10 protein-coding genes and 3 pseudogenes are annotated in these 16357 nt (G+C 65.9%); 6 read left to right on the top strand and 7 right to left on the bottom strand.

What is annotated here, in order from left to right:
- Positions 1–1207: 1207 nt before the first annotated feature.
- The 3 genes and pseudogenes from DSC45_RS35345 to DSC45_RS35335 all read right to left on the bottom strand — a co-directional run.
- Positions 1208–1876: pseudogene (locus DSC45_RS35345) on the bottom strand (IS5 family transposase).
- A gap of 156 nt (positions 1877–2032) precedes the next feature.
- Positions 2033–3490: an FG-GAP repeat protein gene (locus DSC45_RS35340; RefSeq protein WP_119296145.1), complete on the bottom strand. Its 1458-nt coding sequence runs from the start codon at positions 3488–3490 to the stop codon at positions 2033–2035.
- A gap of 205 nt (positions 3491–3695) precedes the next feature.
- Positions 3696–3980: pseudogene (locus DSC45_RS35335) on the bottom strand (transposase); the annotation flags it as partial.
- Here DSC45_RS35335 and DSC45_RS36875 point away from each other — a divergent pair.
- Both DSC45_RS36875 and DSC45_RS36020 read left to right on the top strand, forming a co-directional pair.
- Positions 3979–4101, top strand: coding sequence for a hypothetical protein (locus DSC45_RS36875; protein WP_276145492.1), 123 nt, complete (start codon positions 3979–3981; stop codon positions 4099–4101). The pseudogene DSC45_RS35335 and the gene DSC45_RS36875 overlap by 2 nt on opposite strands.
- A gap of 232 nt (positions 4102–4333) precedes the next feature.
- Complete coding sequence (locus DSC45_RS36020) at positions 4334–4912, top strand: hypothetical protein (RefSeq protein WP_240435031.1); 579 nt, start codon at positions 4334–4336, stop codon at positions 4910–4912.
- A gap of 91 nt (positions 4913–5003) precedes the next feature.
- Here the strand turns inward: DSC45_RS36020 and DSC45_RS35325 are convergent, their stop codons facing one another.
- From DSC45_RS35325 to DSC45_RS35315, 4 genes are all read right to left on the bottom strand, one after another.
- Positions 5004–6551 carry a serine/threonine-protein kinase gene (locus DSC45_RS35325; protein WP_119296144.1) on the bottom strand — a complete coding sequence of 516 codons (1548 nt, stop codon included), beginning with the start codon at positions 6549–6551 and terminating at the stop codon, positions 5004–5006.
- 486 nt (positions 6552–7037) lie between these two features.
- Positions 7038–7676: a hypothetical protein gene (locus DSC45_RS36015; RefSeq protein WP_162929455.1), complete on the bottom strand. Its 639-nt coding sequence runs from the start codon at positions 7674–7676 to the stop codon at positions 7038–7040.
- A 579-nt stretch (positions 7677–8255) separates the two neighbouring features.
- Positions 8256–8609 carry a hypothetical protein gene (locus tag DSC45_RS35320; protein ID WP_119296143.1) on the bottom strand — a complete coding sequence of 118 codons (354 nt, stop codon included), beginning with the start codon at positions 8607–8609 and terminating at the stop codon, positions 8256–8258.
- Positions 8600–11791, bottom strand: a complete 3192-nt coding sequence (locus DSC45_RS35315; RefSeq protein WP_240435032.1) for an RHS repeat-associated core domain-containing protein — start codon at positions 11789–11791, stop codon at positions 8600–8602. Before DSC45_RS35315 ends, DSC45_RS35320 begins: the two co-directional genes overlap by 10 nt.
- A 1351-nt stretch (positions 11792–13142) precedes the next feature.
- Between DSC45_RS35315 and DSC45_RS35310 the strand changes: the two genes are divergently transcribed.
- The 4 genes and pseudogenes from DSC45_RS35310 (at position 13143) to DSC45_RS35300 (ending at position 16340) form a co-directional block, all read left to right on the top strand.
- Positions 13143–13682 carry an AAA family ATPase gene (locus tag DSC45_RS35310; protein WP_119296146.1) on the top strand — a complete coding sequence of 180 codons (540 nt, stop codon included), beginning with the start codon at positions 13143–13145 and terminating at the stop codon, positions 13680–13682.
- A gap of 309 nt (positions 13683–13991) precedes the next feature.
- On the top strand, positions 13992–14942 hold the full coding sequence (locus DSC45_RS35305) for an ADP-ribosylglycohydrolase family protein (protein WP_119296141.1): 951 nt from the start codon (positions 13992–13994) through the stop codon (positions 14940–14942).
- Between the two features lie 154 nt (positions 14943–15096).
- A pseudogene (locus DSC45_RS36735) lies at positions 15097–15479 on the top strand (Ku protein); the annotation flags it as partial.
- 342 nt (positions 15480–15821) lie between these two features.
- Complete coding sequence (locus DSC45_RS35300; protein WP_162929453.1) at positions 15822–16340, top strand: hypothetical protein; 519 nt, start codon at positions 15822–15824, stop codon at positions 16338–16340.
- The last annotated feature ends 17 nt before the right edge of the window (positions 16341–16357 follow it).

Below are 16357 nucleotides of genomic sequence, written 5' to 3'. Positions count from 1 at the left end.
AACGGCACACCCGGACCAACGACCAGCTGATCCAAACGAAACTGCCTAGTCGACGTGCCCGCAGTTCCTTTCTCACCCTTTTCCCCGCGCTCGCCCTTTTCTCCCTTCGGGCCCGGGATTCCTTGCGGCCCTGTCTTGCCTGGTTCACCTTGTTCTCCTCGATCACCCTTGGGTCCACGTGGACCAGGAGGGCCGACCCGGTTGTCTTCGCACCACGCGATGGGAGAGTTGTTCACGGTGTAGCGGGCGGCAAGCCAGCCTTTGCGGGCCGAGAGCTTGTACCAGACTCTGTTCCCGGCGACGCTTTGTCCGGTGACCTTGCAAGAGATGCTGACTCGTGTGCCTCGGGGGTAGTAGCCGACCGCTTGGGATGCGGTTGTCGGGTTGGCTCTGACGGACTGCCCGATCCGGGCTACGACAGTGCCTGAAGCGGCTGCTGCGTAGGCTTCTGAGGCGGCGAAGGCTGTGACCGAGAGGCCAGCGAGCAGACTCACCGCTGTGGTCCTGGTGATCCGGTTCTTCATCATTGGATGCAGGTTATGGAGCCTGCCCCTGGCCACTATTGTCAGACACTCCGGTAGTGGCCCGAATGGCGATCATGTATGACCGTAGCGAGTCAGCCGGTAGTCATCCGTCTGCCGGTACCCACTGACCGAGCCCTGGTGCGCTACTCGGCGGCGGCGTGACGGGGCTTTTAGATTTTCGGTAGTGGGTCTGGTGTTTCGCTGTTGTGGTGGGGATTTGAGGGTGTGGGCAGTGGCGGGTTGTGGTGTCTTCTGAGCTGTGTGGCGGGTGTTCGGTTGGGTCTGCCGCATGATCGGGTGACATCTGAACTGGCTTGTCCTGCGGGGCAGGTGGGAAGGGTGTTGCTGTCATCGACGACGGGGTGAAACCCGGAGTCACCAGCCAGGAGAATGTGGGACTGCGGGAAGCCCGCCGGCGGATCAAGCTGCTGGAGCAGGAGAACGAGGTCCTGCGCCGGGCGGCGGACTATCGGTCGCAGGCGCATCTGCCGGGAAAGGATCCACCCGCTCGTGAGAGAGCTGTCCGCGGACGGGATTCCCGTCACGGTCATGTGCCGGGTCCTCAAGCTCGCCCGTCAGCCCTGCTACTGCTGGCTCGACAAGCCGGTCACCGAAGCCGTCCTCGACCAGGCCCATCGCGCCAACGCGTTGCACGATGCCCACCGTGAGGACCCGGAGTTCGGCTACCGCTTCCTGGCCGACGAAGCCCGCAGTACCGGCGCCGACATGGCCGACCGCGCCTTTCCTGCGAGGCGGACGAGCATCGGACGGATCATCGCCACCTTGATCATGGCTTCCGAGGTGGCGGTGTGCCGTTCGTAGTCCCGGGCCAGTCGGCGGTTGCGGACCAGTCAGTCGAACGTCCTTTCCACGACCCAGCGTCGTGGCAGCACCTTGAAGCTCGTCACATCGTCCGTGCGTTTCACGATCTCCAGGACGATGTTCAGCATGTCCCGTGACCATGAAAGGAGTCTGGAATCAACGGAGTTGGCGTAGCCGCCGTCGGCCCAGACGAGTGAGGCCGTGCGGAAGCCAGCGGCCAGGCGGGCCAAAACGATGCGCCCGCCGGCACGGTCTTGGACGGAAGCAGAGGTGACCGCGACGACCAGCAGGAGGCCCATCGTGTCGACGATGAGGTGTCTCTTGCGGCCGGTGGTGCGCTTCCCGGCGTCGTAGCCTCGCGCTTATCCGCCTTCACTGCACTTGATCGACTGGGCGTCGGTCACTGCGGCCGACGGCTCGCTGTGGCGTCCAGCCTCCTCGCGCACCTGCTGGCGCAGGGCGTCATGGATGCGGTCCCAGGTGCCTCGCGGCGCCACTTGGTGAACCAGCGGCTCGATGAGAACCCACATCGAGTCGGTCAGGCTGGATGGATAGCATGGATACTCAACGGCCCCGTAGTTGTCGCATTGGCACACACCACGTGATCATTCCGGGGCCGTTTCCCATGCCTTCCACTGGGGCCACCATGATCACCCACAGGTGATCACCAGCCACCCGACAGGCTCTCAGTGGCTCGCGTACGGCACGGTGCTGAGCTTCAGCTTGTCCTTGTCCTTCCACGGGTCCGCGAACCACCAGTGCGAGGGCACCACATCGCCCGTCTCGTGCACCCGCCGGTTCGTCCACTCCAGCAGCGCCTCGTCGCGGCCGTCGCCGTCGACGTCCACCGCCCCCGCCAGTCCGCTGTCGTGGTCGTACTTCCACAGCTTCTTGCCGTCGACCGTGCCGGCCATCGTGCGGTGCAGCCGCACCCGCTCACCGCTGGGCACCTCCAGCGCGAAGCCACCGGACTTCGCAGGCACCAACAGGCCGTCCCGCTTGCCCTCGCCCCTGTGCAGCGTGGAGAAGCCGATGTTGTACTCCTCGCCCAGGTCCGCCTTCGGCAGCCGGAACGTGCGGCTCTTGCCGCCGTTCCCCGGATAGAGCGTGGCCGTGCCCGCGTCCTTGCCGTGGTTCTCGCTCTCGCTGAGCTCGTCGTTGGACGTGCCGGTGTCGCCGACGATCAGGTCCTGCTTGCCGTCGCCGTCGAAGTCGCCGAACGCGGTGCCGTTCCCCTCGCGTAGCTTCTCTCCGTTGCGCGCGAGCCCGCCCTTCGCCGCGCCGTAGCGGGTGGGTGCCGCCTGTTCCCCCTCGGTCATGTAGCAGGTGAGCAGATCGGTGCCGGGGCGCTTCCCTGTCGGGTCGATGGGGGCCGCGACGGGCATGCCGTCCTGGTCGGTGCTCCGGGAGTCCGTACGCGCGGGCTTGCCCTCCCGCGTGAACGGCCCGTACATCAGCATGAGTTCGGCGTCCTCGCCACCGACATCGGGGGAGCGTACGGCCGCCAGATCATGGTGGCCGTCGGCGTCGAAGTCGCCGCGGGTGAAGTCCAGATCCGACGCCTCCTTGCCGTCCGGCGTCCGCAGCGGCGTCGCCGCGCCGTCCTTGCGCGGGCCCTGCGGGCCGCCCCAGACCACCTTGCCGTGATCGATCAGCTCGGGGAAGCCGTCCGAATCCAGGTCGGCGGTGAGCATCCCGCTGCCGCCGACGTTGCCGGCCGGCGTGGGCAGCCGGACCTTCGACAGGCCCAGCTCGTCCCATGCGTACGTCGAGTAGTGGTCCTTGTCGAGTCCCTTCGCCGACCCCCACACCACGGTTGGCACGCCGCGGGCGCCCGCCTTGGCCGGGGTGGCGACGGTCAGGAAGTCGCGATGCCCGTCGCCGTTGAGGTCGTCCGGGTCCTTGCTTCCCTTGCCGCTCGGCGGCTCGCCGGGGCGCGCGGACGGTGAGGTGAAGCCGCCTTCGTCCGAGGCCGCGTGTGGACGCTCGTCACCCTTGCCGTCCTTGCCGCCGTCGCCGCCCGCCTGCTCCGAACCGCAGCCGGCCAGCAGGCAGACCAGCGCTGCAGTCAGCGCGGCCCCGCCGCGCAGCCGCCGGCCCGCACGGTCTCGGCCGGCGATGCCGCGTATCGATCTGTCGTTCATCCCTGCTCATCCGTTCTTGTCGGCCTGCCCCTGCGGCCCGCGCTGCCGCCCCGCAGTGCAACACCCGCGCGTACAGCGTCCGCATCCGCACGGTCTCGTGCATACGGCAGTCGCTCCATGGCCCGCGATCCACCCTGTGCGATCACCGAAGGCACGGAAAAGTTCACGGCCCGGCGCACTCTTCCAGCCTCCCACGCCCCCACGCCACCCTCGGGTGGACCCGGTCCCACGCCTGGGCTTCGGCCTTGCCGTAGTTGGCGGTGTCCGTGACCGTTGTGACCGCCGCCTCGGGCCAGGTCTCGGGTTTGGCGAAGCGGAACTCCTTGCCTTGCTTCGGCGGCCTGCCGCCCTGGGGATAGGCCAGGGCGTACTCCTTCGGCGAGGGCTTGGGCAGCCGCATCACCCGGTCACCACGGACCCGCCCGACCAGTTCGACAGGAAGATCCCGCAGGACCCAGGCCAGGCGAGTCACGTCGTATCCCGCGTCCATGTCCGTCGACCGTTGCTTCGTCTTCGAGTTTCCGCACGACGCCCGGGCGGAGAAGGATCAGGTACACATCGAGGCAGCAGACGAGGACCAGGTCTGCGTGGATCTCGCCGCAACGCCATAATCTCACCGTCGAAACGCCAGAAAAACCGGCTCGTAAGGGCTCGGCCGAGACTGTCATGCGGGCGACACCGTGCACATCTCCGAGATGTTCCGCCTCGTGCGCGGCAACCAGCACATCCTCGACGTGCTCGACCTCCTCCACCGTGACCGTCTCGCCCTGCGTATCCACGACGGCGCGTTCTCCGCCATGGACCTCACCGCCCCCCCCGCGCACCGGCGAGGTGCTGTCCACCGTGAAGTTGATGGTGCAGACCCTCGCCGCCGCCTGCGAACTCCAGCGCGAGCTGACCTACGACGGTCTGCGCGCCGCCGACGCCAAGGGCGCGAAGGGTGGGCGCCGCCCCGCCGTCGCGGCCACGACGGCCGCCGACGTACGCACCGCGTACCTGGAAGGCTGCTCCATCGCCGACCTCGCCCGCGAGCACCAGGTCAGCCGCGGTGCGATCCGGACCGCCGTCGCAGACCTCCTGCCCGAGCACACCGCCACCGAGGAGGACGCGCCCGCCCCGGAGCTGCCGGTCACGCTCGACGTGCCGGGCAAGTTCGCCGACTACCTCCGCACCAGCGAGCTCGAGCCCGCCGAGCGGGCCGCGCTCGACCAGGGGCGACCGTACGGCGCGTCAGGGCTACACCCTGCGCGTCAGCGTCATCCCCGCCGTACATCGCCAGCTCCTCGCCCGCTCTGCCAGCCGCTCGACGGCGGCCAGGGCGCCCCCGCCGTCCCGGCCCAGCGCAAGGCCCGCCGCGAGTACGAGAACGGGTCACGGCGCTCACGTCCTGAACATGATCGTTCTCAGCGTCAACCGCTGTAACGATGTTCCGACCGCCGCCAATTGCACAGGATGCGAACTCGCGATAGTGAGCGAATCTCCTGCGAAGCAGGGGGACAGAGATCCAGATCTCTCACCCTCGCGGGCCGTAGTGGGCGACGGCTTCTCTCAGCTCAGCCCGCTGTTGGTCCGTCATCGGTCCCAGGACGCAGACAGGGACCAGCCGGTTCTCGCGGAACGTGATCTTTCCGGGGTGCCGTGGCGGCCAACCCGCCGGACAGGATTTGTCTGAAAGCGGGCGGAGTTCGGCATCCGAAGGTGGGGGACCCTTCGTGAACTTGACGTGGAGACCGGTGTACCGATAACTGGGGCTGCTGCTGTCGATCTCTTTGGTGACGATTCTCTGCACCTGGCTCCACTGGTATTCCCGCTCGCAGAAGTCGCTGGTGGTCGCGATGCCCTGCGGCCCGATTTGCAGAGACCAGCCGGGTTTGCGGTGCAGGTACGTCCCTAGGCGCAGCAAGGGAAGGGCTATGAGCGCGAGCACTCCGAAGGTGAGCGATATCGAGAACAGGGCGATCCACCCGTCGCCCTGCCCGGCCCCGGGCTTGATGCGGTCAAGCATCAGCGGGATCCAGACCCCCACCACCGCCACGGTCAACAAGGCCGTCAGCCCACCTGACCAGGCGCGCATCGTCCGAGAATCGGTGTAAGTGGACAGGGGCTCCCTTCCCGTCCACGAGATGGTAAATGGACCGGCCAGTTGCCGGGTGCCGTCCAGAGTGCGTGTGGGCGGCGGCTGCACTACTACCGGGGACTGAAGGCCCAACGTGCCCGAATCTCCTGAGTCAAGGGCCGCCTGCAGCTGCTTGAGGCGTTCCTGGACCTGCTGCGCCGACTGGGGACGCCGGTGGGCATCACGGTGCAGAAGCTCGTCGATGAGCGCCGTCACCGCCGGCGGCAGGTCGGGGCGGAGCGAATCAAGGCGGGGCGCTTCTTCGTGGCGTTTACGCTCGATGACCGAGTGCCAGCTGTGACCGGTAAACGGAGGCCGGCCGCTGAGCAGGGCGAACAGCACCCCGCCGAGTGCGTACAGGTCGGAGCGCTCGTCACCGCGCTCGGTGAGGAACTGCTCCGGCGCACCGTACTCCGGAGTGCCAGCCGGAGTCAGTTGGGTGGAGCGCGCCACGGAGAACACGGTCTGGATGAACCCCGCGATCCCGAAGTCGACGACCTTTACCTGCCCGTCCGAGGTGAGCATCACGTTGTGTGGCTTGATGTCGTAGTGGACGACGTGGGCCCGGTGCGCGGCGACCAACGCCGCGCAGATCCCGCCGGTGACTTCCAGGGCCCGGGCCAAGGGCAGGGGAGTCTCGGCATGGATGTGTTCGGCGAGCGTCACGCCCTCGACCTTCTCCATGACCAGGAAGAGCATGTCCTCGTGGACGCCCCGGTCGTACACGGCAACCACGTTCGGGTGGTTGATCTGCGCGGCAGCCACCGCCTCGCGGTCAAACCGCTGGGGCAGCTCCGGGTGGGCAGCCCCATCCAGGTCGAGCAGCTTGAGTGCGACGTCTCGTTGGAGGGTGCCGTCCCTCGCGGCCCACACCTCGCCCATGCCGCCCCGGCCAAGCCGCTTGACCATCTCGTACCTACCGGCGATCAGCTCTCCGCGCTCCATCGCCCACCCTCTCTGACTCCAGCATGCCAAGTGGCAACGGCGTGCGGTGGGCCGGGGACGCGAGTTGCACGTTCCCGGCCCACCGTCGTAGGACCGTTAGGGGTCTCCGAACAGCTTCTGTTGGCGCTTTCTTTCCCAAAAGCAGGTGCCACCAAAGACCGCGCCCAGGGAGGTTCCCCCTAGGAGAGCTACGGCGATGCTGTAGGTGGCTCCGTTCTCTGCGTCCAGGGACGTAGAGAGCAAGATCGCGGACAGGGGTGCGCCTACGAGCACTCCGATCAATACGGGATGCCTCGCGGAGAATCTCTGACTCCGGCTGGGTGGGCGATTGCCGACACGCTTCTCGAAACGCCAATAGGCATCAGTGAAGCGCGCAACCCACCCTTTTGACTTCGAAGATCCCATCAAAACGATCTCTCTGAGTCTCGAAGATGCCGGTCCACTTGAAGAGTTTCCTCTTCTCTCCCTGCACTTTCACCTCCCGGGTCATGACTCATTTATTCTGCCCACGAAGTGGCTGGCGCGTTCCAATTCGCGAATGGAGATAGTGAACTCCCAAGTTGCGTCTTGCGATTCGAGCGTGAGGAGTCTCTTGTGGCGGTTCCATCGTGCGGAGCAAGTGGCGCGATCCATTTTCGGGGTCGCGCCTGTCACGATATCTGCAATCCTATTGTAGGTGAAGGCCGTCACCTGGGAATCGGTGAGAACGAGGAAACTTCCACGAAGTGCTGTGGATGTGAGGGTGGAGTGTGGTATTTGGACAGGCAGGGCAATGGCGGTGCGCTCGATTCCATGGAAGAGGGAGAGGACTCGCGCTTCGTCCTTCCAGGAATGTCCACCGGAGCCGAGGAATATCATGATCCCCAGGAGGGGCATTCCGACGGAGAGGCTGGTCAAGTCTGGGTGGCGTCCCTGGTGAACCTCTGTAATTCCCACGGGGGCGACCAGGAATGCCAGCATGAATTGAGTCGCGCGCTCGCTTACCATTTGCGAACGACTGTACCAGTTGATGCTTTTGGATCGAGTTTTAATGAATGCGGCTACGGTGAGGAGGGATGTTGCGGCCGTAGTCAGGGCCAGTATCCATCGTAGCGGGTCCGGGTATTCCCAGCGGAAGGCTGTCACGGTAACTATTGTGCACAGTGTCGTGAATGTGGCGCTGATCCAGGCGACGGCGGTGCGCCTCAGGTAAGCAAGGAAATGTGTCATTCTCGAAGCCGATCCGGCCAGGCGGCGCCGAGTACGCGGTAGCCAGTCATGCTAAAATGTCCAACATCCTTCCGTCATCGAGGCGGCACCGACGAAGGCGCCGCGGAGCTTCCGGCAAGCATGTAGGTCTCAATGTCAATCGCACATGTGCGCTCCGAAAGTCACAGCGGGTTTTTCGGCGTGTTTGCTGTCCCGGATCGAGTCGATGCCTGGCAGGTTTGTGACGATCTAGGCGCATTGGTTTCCGCTGTCACTGAACGACGAAGTCCGCCAGGTGGCATCGATATGGTCTCGAATCGGTGTAATTCGGGGTCCCCTTCCATGAACTTCCGGGGAGTCGTCCACGGGAAGCGCTGCGCTGACGACCAGTCCGAAGGGCGCCTCGAAAAGCTTGACGTCACTGGTGCCCTCGACGAAGTAGTCGTCCCTCACATACATCCCAGAGGCGTCGTTGGGGCGGAGCCGCCGGCTCCGCCCCAACTCTGATTTCGAGGGTCAGTCACGTTCCGCTTCGTGACGGGCAACGTTGTTCAACGCCGTGGCGAGAACTCCAATCACGGCCGCCAAGGCTGCCATTGCCATGGTCACATCCCCGGAGAGCAACTGCACGATCGCCATGACCGTCAGCAACAGAGCCGCGAGGAAGAGCCGATGTCGTCGCATCTTCCTCCCCTGGCCGGTAGTTACCGATCCCATGAGGAATCGAGCGGGGAGGAACGCCGTCCCTGCAAATACGACACCTACCCCGCCCAGTAGGACGATGCCGATCCAGTCACCGCCGACGGAGGCTGCTGCGGTGCCCATCAGTATTCCGGCGACGACGAAGAGGCCGCGAGAGACTAGAAGCATTCCTGGATTCCTCGTGCTGCCGTGTACGTTCCGACCCCGGCGATGCCCCATGCGACAGGCCCTGCTTCGGCAGTGCCGAAGAGCGCTAGGCCCCAGCCAATTGTCGACACCCCGGCGTCCATGCACTTTTTGTCATGATCAGACAGCCCGGAGGTCATCTTCCCATATACACCAGAGACACGGCGCTTCAGTGTGTCAGTGTTCCACCCGACTGTGGTTCCTCCAATATCAAGACTGAAACCCCACAGTCCGCTCGGGTCGATGATGTTGGTGGGGTCGCCGGAGGCGTAGAGGTAGGGGTTGGCTTCGAGGCCGGAGGGGTCGGGTTGAGTGAAGCGTCCGGTGCGGGGGTCCATGTAGCGGGCGGAGAGGTGGTAGAGGCCGGTGGGGTCTTGGTAGCCGCCGGCGAAGCGGTTCGGTTGGGGGACTTTTTCGGTGGGGACGGTGACGCCGCGGGGGCTGTAGTAGTAGGTGTTGACCTTTTCGCCCTGGTCGTCGACGACGGCCTTGACGCTGCCGAGGGCGTCGGTGAGGTAGTAGTACGTGCTCTCGGAACGCGTCGGGGTTTCCGTGCGGAACGAGTTGAGCTGGCCGTTGGGTTCGCGGGTGAAGTCCATGTCCACGCCTCTGGAGGTCTGTGAGGACAGGCCGACCGGGCCGTGGTGGAACGTGGTGTCACCGAACTGGATGCGTTCGGAGTTGTCGGTGCTGCCGTAGCGGGCTTTGTAGTCGGTGTCGCCCTGGGTGATGCCGGTGAGCTGTGAGTGGTCGTTCCAGGTGGCGTCCGTGCGGGCGGTTTCCGGAGTGGGTGCGCCGGCGGTTTCGTTGCCGGTCTGGTCGTAGGACCAGCCGTCGGAGTCGCCGTTTTTGCCGGTGATCTGGGAGGCGTCGTTGTAGTCGTAGGTGGTGCCGCCGGGGCAGCCTGCCTTGATGCCCTGGGAGGTGAGGTTGCCGGCCTTGTCGTAGCAGTAGAGCCAGCTGTTCTTCGTGGTCGAGCCCTCGGTCTCCTTCGTGAATGTCAACTGGCCCGCGGAGTCGTATTCGTAGGCGCGCTTGAGTCCTTCGACGGCGTCGGTCTCCGAGCGGATCTGGGTGCCGTCCTTCTTGGCGCCGCCGCTGGTGTACGAGTAGTCGTAGGCCAGGTCGATCAGCGTGCCCTTGTTGGAGGTTGCCTTGATCCGCTCGGCCCGGTTGGCCTTGTCACGCGTGACGGTCTCGACGGTGCCGCCGGGGAAGCTGGTTTTGGTGCGGGCGTCGTTGGCGTTGTACTCGTAGCCGGTCTTCTTGCCCTGCGCGTCTGTGAGGGCGACGAGTCGGTTGGCCTTGTCGTAGGTGTACTTCACCTTGCCGGAGGGGTCGGTGTAGGACTCGACGTTGCCCTCGGCGGTGTAGGCGAGGACGGTCTGGGAGCCGTCTTGCAGGGTGCGGACGGTTTCCCGGGAGAGGGGGTCGAAGTCGTACTTCGTCACGCCGGTGGAGTCGGAGCGCTGCTTGAGGTTGCCGTCACCGTCGTAGGCGTAGGTGACGGTGGTGTTCGTGGTGGAGACCTTGGTGATGCGGTCCCGGCTGTCGTACACGAACACCGACTTGATACCCCGGCCGTCGGTGGCGGTCTCCGCACGCCCCAACGCGTCGTAGGTGTAGGTCGTTTCACCCACCGGGCCGGGCGGGGTGGCCTTGATCAGGTTGCCCTTGGAGTCGTAGGAGAACTTGGTGGCATGCCCGTTGGCGTCCTTCACCTCACAGCGCTGGCCCTCGAAACCACCACAGGTGGAGTCCGCGGGGTTGTAGGCGAAGGTGCGGGTACCGCCCTGGGCGCCGGCGACGGTTTCCTTGGTGGTGTTGCCCTTGGAGTCGTAGGTGTAGTCGACCACGACCCCATCGGCAGAGGTGATCTTGCCGGGTACGTCGGCGCCGGCGATGGTCTTGTACCCGGTCAACGACGAAGTCGCGCCGGTGGGGAGCTTCAACGAGGTGGCGTTGGAGCGGTCGTCCCAGCCGTAGGCGGTGACATTGCCCGGCGTTCCGCCGACGCCCATGGCGTCGACGGCTGTCTCCAGGTTGAGGTTGGCGTCGTAGGTGCGCTCACGGTTCTTGCCGAGGGCGTCGGTGACCTTGGTGATCTCGCCGTTGGCCTCGTGGGCGTAGGTGGTGGTGTTCCCGGCGGGGTCTGACACCTTGGTGGTGCCTGCGTCACCCTCACCGGTCGTGTAGGCGTACGTGTAGGTGGGGCCGGTCTCGCCGGAGCCGTCGAAGTTGGTGGCGCGCTTCATCGACGTGACGCGGTTGTCGCTGTCGTAGGTGAAGACCGTGACCCGCCCCTCGGGGGTGGTGATCTTCGTCAGGCGGCGGTCGGCGTCGTAGCCGAACTCGGTGGCCTTGCCTTCGGTGTCGGTGACCTTCGTCAGGTTACCGGCGTCGTTGAGGTCGTAGACCACGGTGCGGCCGGCGTTGTCCTTGGCCTGCCACTGCGACGCATCCGTCTGCGTCAGGTCGATGAATCGGCCCGAACGCTTGTCGGTGAGCTTGAACCCGGTGTGGTCGGCGCCGTCGTCATGCTGCTCGACGCTGACCTCGCCCTTGTTGCGGTCAGTGATCTTGAGCAGGGTGCCCGAGGCGCTGTAGGTGTCCTTGGTGCCGGAGCCGCGTTCGGTGACCGTGAACTCGCCGCTGTCGGTCTTCTTCAAGTCGAGCCGGTAGCCCTTGGCCGTGGTGTACGTACCGTCGGCCTTCTTCGTGAACGTGACCGCACCCGCCGTCGCGTCGTACAGGACGACCTGGTCGTCCTCGATCTGCAGGTAGCGCTCGTAGTTCTGCCACCAGCGCTGCGACACCTTCCCCCACGGCGCCTCCAGCGAGTTGTAGGTACGCGTCAGCTGCAGAGACTGGCCGACACCGGCGACCTGGAGGTCGGTGCCAGCGAGCATCAGATTGCCGGTTGAGTAGTTGATGCGGGCCACCAGAGAGTCCGTCACCCGGACATCCGAGATCTGGTGATACGGCACATCGCCCTGGCCCTTGGGCACGACCGCGGCAACAGCCTTCGCGGCCCGCTTGCGCTTGTCCGTCGCCGTAGAGGCCCGATCCTTCTGTGCAGCGCGCCAGGCAGCAACCTCGGCAGATGGCTTCTTCTCGCCCACTGCCTTCGGTGCCTGGTTCTTACCGACCTTCACTGCCGGCATCTTCGCCTTGTCGCCGTTCTTGCCCCAAGCCGACACCGGCTTGTCCCGGTCGTCCGGTGCGGCCATCGCCGCTGGTATCGCCCCCGCAGCCAGTGCACCTGCGACAACGACCGCGATCGCGGACCGTCTAGCGGTGATCTGACTGCGTCTGAGCCGTACTCCTGTGGTGCGTGAAGACATGCTTCTCCTTGGAGACATGTGAAAGCCCAGTGACCCCCACGGTCACTGGGCTCACGCACTCCATCACGCAACGCACACGACCGAACAGACGTTCGCGCACAGTTGCGGCGATTTTCAGCCCCACCTCCCAGTCGCGCGAGGCTGATCGGCTACCTCGGGTGCGACTGGCGGAGCGGTTTGCGTGAGAACTGCAAGGCGGCGGCGTCGGGGTGTAAGCGGAACTGGATCTCGCCAGGAGTGGCTTTACAACTCCATTACGTGTGCGGCGACTTGGTGTAGACCTTCGGAGCGCAACGGAGGTGACGGTTCCGTGCGAGCGTGAAGCTTGGCGCTTCGTCCGGCTTCTGTTGACGATCAGGGAGTGGGTGGATGCGTGTCTGTTCTCCCGTCAGTGTTCTGACTGTGCGTTCACCTTTGGCCTGCGGTTCTGTGTCTAAAGCTGGCGCGAAACCAGTCCAGCTACGGCGACGTGGGGATGCCAGCCCTGGAATTGGCCCCGGTCTGCGTAACCGAACCCCCGGCGGGAGAGACCCGATCCGCTTGGACGCGATCGACTCGCCGTGGCCGACCACTCGTCCTTCCATGAGGGCGCCAAGCGAGCCGGCCGCATTTCTCGAGACGTTCGTCTAACCAGGCCCGCGCCCGCTACGGGGATCACGTCGTCGTCGGTGCGCCGGCCGGCTCGCCGAGGAAACACGCGCTTGACCGTCCCAGCGCTTTCGTGAATGAGCCGAGTCAGGCGTCCGCTTCGTGCGGGCGGCTGCGGTGCACGGGGTGCGGCCGGTCCTCGGCGTCGACCTGGCCGTCGCCTCCACCGCCGAGCTGGCCGCGGGAAGCCGGGAGCGGCCGCGCGCATGTCGAGGAGGTGCCGTTGCGGGTCACCGTCCTCGTCGAGTCGGTGCCGGGTGGGCGCGCCCCGCCCGGTAGCCCGGCGGACCAGGTCCTCGGGGTGCGAGGCGCCGTAGCGCAGAGAGTAGCCGGACGCGACATGCGGATGAGTAAATCCGCCCCTATCGCACCCCCGTCCCGCAGTGCGCCGTCTCTGAGTAGCCGAGCCCTTCCTGTTATCGAAGAGCTGTTCGGTCGTGGGTAAACATGGATTACCTCGACCGGGTGACCAGTCGCCGGCCTCAGCCCGCCGTCGGGCTCGACCGGTACGGTGCCGGTCGTGATGGTGGGAAGCGAACAGACCCGACTCGTCCTCCTGCGCGGCCCCAGCGCCTCCGGCAAATCATCCGTGGCGGCCGCAGTGCGCGAGACGTTCGGCCGCAACCTCGCGATCGTCGGACAGGACAACCTCCGCCGGATCGTGCTGCGCGAACGCGACCGGCCCGGCGGCGCCAACGTCGGCCTCATCGACCTCACCGCCCGTTACGCCCTGGATGCCGGCTTCCACGCGATCGTCGAGGGCATCCTTCACGCCGACCGGTACGCCGAGATGCTCGAGAACCTCGTCCGCGACCACCGCGGCACCACCCGCAGCTACTACCTCGACGTGCCCCTCGAGGAGACGTTCACCCGCCACGCGACCAAAGACACCGTCTACCTGGCCCACGTCACCGAACAGCACCTGCGCGACTGGTACCGAGAACACGACCTCCTCCCCGGCGGAGTCGAGACGGTCATCGACCCGGCTAGCACCCTCGACGACACAGTGGAACGCATCATGCGCGACACCGGCCTCGACCGGATCCCAGCCATCGACCGCTGACGACGCCAGCAGCATCCCGCCCTCGGCCGGTGCACGACGGTCTCGGCCGCCGCCGCGGCGCACCCGCCGCACTACGCTGGAGCAGCTGGTCGGGGCCGTCGCCGAGGTACCCATGCTCCCTGTCTGGTCCGGAGCCATCAGCTTTGGCCTGGTCACTTCTCTGAACTATGAGATGAGGCCGACCCGGGAACGTCCCTTCAGGGCTCAGAGCTCCTTCACACCGCTTGCGCGGGCGACGAACTGGTTCGGGGAGCCGGAGTAAGGAATGGGGCCATGCGGCCGTCGGTGCAACGCAGATAACCTGCGCGAATGAAGCGGATTCAGCGGGCCGCTGGCGCGGTCGTCGGCTCAGCGGTGGGTGACGCGCTGGGCGGTCCCTTCGAGTTCGGTCACCCGGGTGCATTCTCCGCGCGGTTTCCCGCGCCTGGTGCCGGTGGCGAGATGTGTGGAGGCGGTGGCTGGGACCCCGGCGAGGCCACTGACGACACGCAGATGGCCGTCCTAGTCGCAGAGTCGCTGTTGGAGCGAGGCGGACTGGATCGGCAGGACATCTTCGCCCGCTTCCAGCTGTGGGCCGCCTCAGAGCCGAAGGACATCGGCTTGCAGACCGAAGACGTCCTGACCAACGGCATGCCCTGGGATCTCGCTGCCGCGGTCCACTTCCAGGTCAACCAACGAGCAGCAGGAAACGGCTCCTTGATGCGGGCGTCGACCTCCGCAGTCCACTTCGCGGCCGCTGGCCAAGAAGCCACCATGGACGCTGCCCGCCGTATCTCTGCCCTCACCCACGGGGACCGTGCGGCGTGGGAAGGCACCGCGATCTTCCACGAGCTCATCCGTGTCACATTCGAGGACACTGATCCCCTCGCCGCGCTCCCGGACGTCCTGACTCTTGTCCACCCCGACCATCGCGGCCGCTATGACACCGTCCTCGCGCCCGACTGGCACCCCGATCAGGCGACCGAGTTCAACGGTGCCGTCTGGCCCTGTCTAGGCTCCGCCGTCTGGGCCCTGCGCACCACCGATAGCTTCGAAAACGCGATACGCGCGGCGATCGACCTGGGCGGTGACACGGACACCGTCGCCGCGGTGACCGGAGGCCTCGCGGGGGCGTATTACGGGCTCGACGCGATCCCCGCCCACTGGACCAAGCCGCTCCATGTCCCCCTCCCAGGATTCGACGGACGAGTGTTGTACCTGTCCGACCTGCTCCACCTTGCGCACCGCCTCGGAGAGGGGCTGTCGATGAGGCGGGTGTGATAGCCCGCAGCAATGCCGTCGGGGCCGTCGTCTCCAGCAGACGATGGCTGATCGTCGTCCCCTGGAGTTTGATCACCCCTGCGGGGTGGGTCGGGGTGTCGGCATCCCCCGCGGAACCGGGCCGCCGGGCGCTGCCGCGTCAAGTTGGCCGATCTTGGATTCGGCCCGGCGACCCGGTCGCGGAGCCCTTCGATCTCGCCGAGCCAGCCTTCCCTCGGCCTCGTCGATCCGGTCGAGGTTTCACCAATACCACCTCGAGGACATGGGTCGGATCCGCACCCGCAAGGTCTGCGAGGTCGACGACAAAGAGGTCGCGAACGCGGAGATCGGCAAGGGCTACGAGCTGTCGAAAGACACCTTCGTCGCGGTCAGCGACGCCGAACTCGACCTGATCCGCCCCCGACCGTGAAAGCGATCGAGATCGCCGCGTTCGTTCCCTACGAAACGATCGACCCCATCCGCCGCATCGGCGACGGTTACTTCTTGCAAGGTGACAGGCAGGTCGCGGCGAAACCGTACGTCCTGCTGCGCAAGGCCTCAAAACCCGCAAGGGCGCCTGAGCGCAGGCACTGGGCGCGCCCGCCACCCGACCTCGGCGGCGTCCGGCTCGTGGACGTGCTTGAGGTGCATCCGCGCCTCCACCAAGGAGCGCGAACTGGCAGACCAACTCAATAGGGATGCGTGGACACGGCCTGCGCAGCCTTCCGGATCTCTTCCGTCAGACGCTGCTGTCGGCGCGCGGTGTAGAGCGCTCTTGACGTCCTACTCCCACCAGGAGTCACTGAACGAGGGCGAGTTGCGCAGCGTCTTGCATTGCACCGCCGCCAACCGCTGGGTCCGGCGGTTCTCGACAACCGGAGGGGGAACGTGGATCCCGGCGTGATCATCGGAGCGGGCATCGGGGCGGCGGGCGGATTTGGAGGCGGGTTTCTGGCGCTGCTAACCCAGACGAAGAACATCAAGGCTCAGCATGATGCGGAGCGCGCTCGTTGGCTGGCAGACGTACGCCGCGAGACATACACGGCATTCGTCACCGCGACGAAGGATCTTTCCAAAGCCCTGTGGCGGGCATCGGACCAGCTCCACGACACCGACGCCGGCACCTCCGACTGGCAGGCCGCCTTCCGCGAAGTCCATGACGCGTGGACCGTCTTCAGTGCTGCCTCGGCAGCCGTCACCATGTCCGGCCCACACCCCGTCGCCGAGCGAGCGGACGATCTGCGTCACGCCATGCGGTACTGGGAGATGCTCACCGGAGCGTGGATCAACGCCGCAATCAGCCACGGTGACGGCCGAACCCCGGAGTATCACGACCGGTTCACGGACGCGGCCACCGCCAAGCGTCCGAAAGAAGCCGCATTCCAGTCCGCGGCACGTAAGGCCCTGGGCACCGAATAGTGGGACCGGCTGGCTAA

This window comes from Streptomyces sp. YIM 130001 (genome assembly GCF_003574445.1).
Lineage (GTDB): Bacteria > Actinomycetota > Actinomycetes > Streptomycetales > Streptomycetaceae > Streptomyces.
The sequence above is the reverse complement of the archived record's forward strand: the minus strand, read 5'-3'. Positions and strand labels throughout refer to the sequence as shown.

What these genes read in the sequence shown, in the direction of transcription:
- DSC45_RS35305 (WP_119296141.1), top strand. Translation starts at nt 13,992, where the DNA reads ATGAAGCGGATTCAGCGGGCCGCTGGCGCGGTCGTCGGCTCAGCGGTG.
- DSC45_RS35340 (WP_119296145.1), bottom strand. Translation starts at nt 3,490, where the DNA reads ATGAACGACAGATCGATACGCGGCATCGCCGGCCGAGACCGTGCGGGC.
- DSC45_RS36875 (WP_276145492.1), top strand. Translation starts at nt 3,979, where the DNA reads ATGTCCGTCGACCGTTGCTTCGTCTTCGAGTTTCCGCACGACGCCCGG.
- DSC45_RS35310 (WP_119296146.1), top strand. Translation starts at nt 13,143, where the DNA reads ATGGTGGGAAGCGAACAGACCCGACTCGTCCTCCTGCGCGGCCCCAGC.
- DSC45_RS35320 (WP_119296143.1), bottom strand. Translation starts at nt 8,609, where the DNA reads ATGCTTCTAGTCTCTCGCGGCCTCTTCGTCGTCGCCGGAATACTGATG.
- DSC45_RS35315 (WP_240435032.1), bottom strand. Translation starts at nt 11,791, where the DNA reads ATGCCGGCAGTGAAGGTCGGTAAGAACCAGGCACCGAAGGCAGTGGGC.
- DSC45_RS35325 (WP_119296144.1), bottom strand. Translation starts at nt 6,551, where the DNA reads ATGGAGCGCGGAGAGCTGATCGCCGGTAGGTACGAGATGGTCAAGCGG.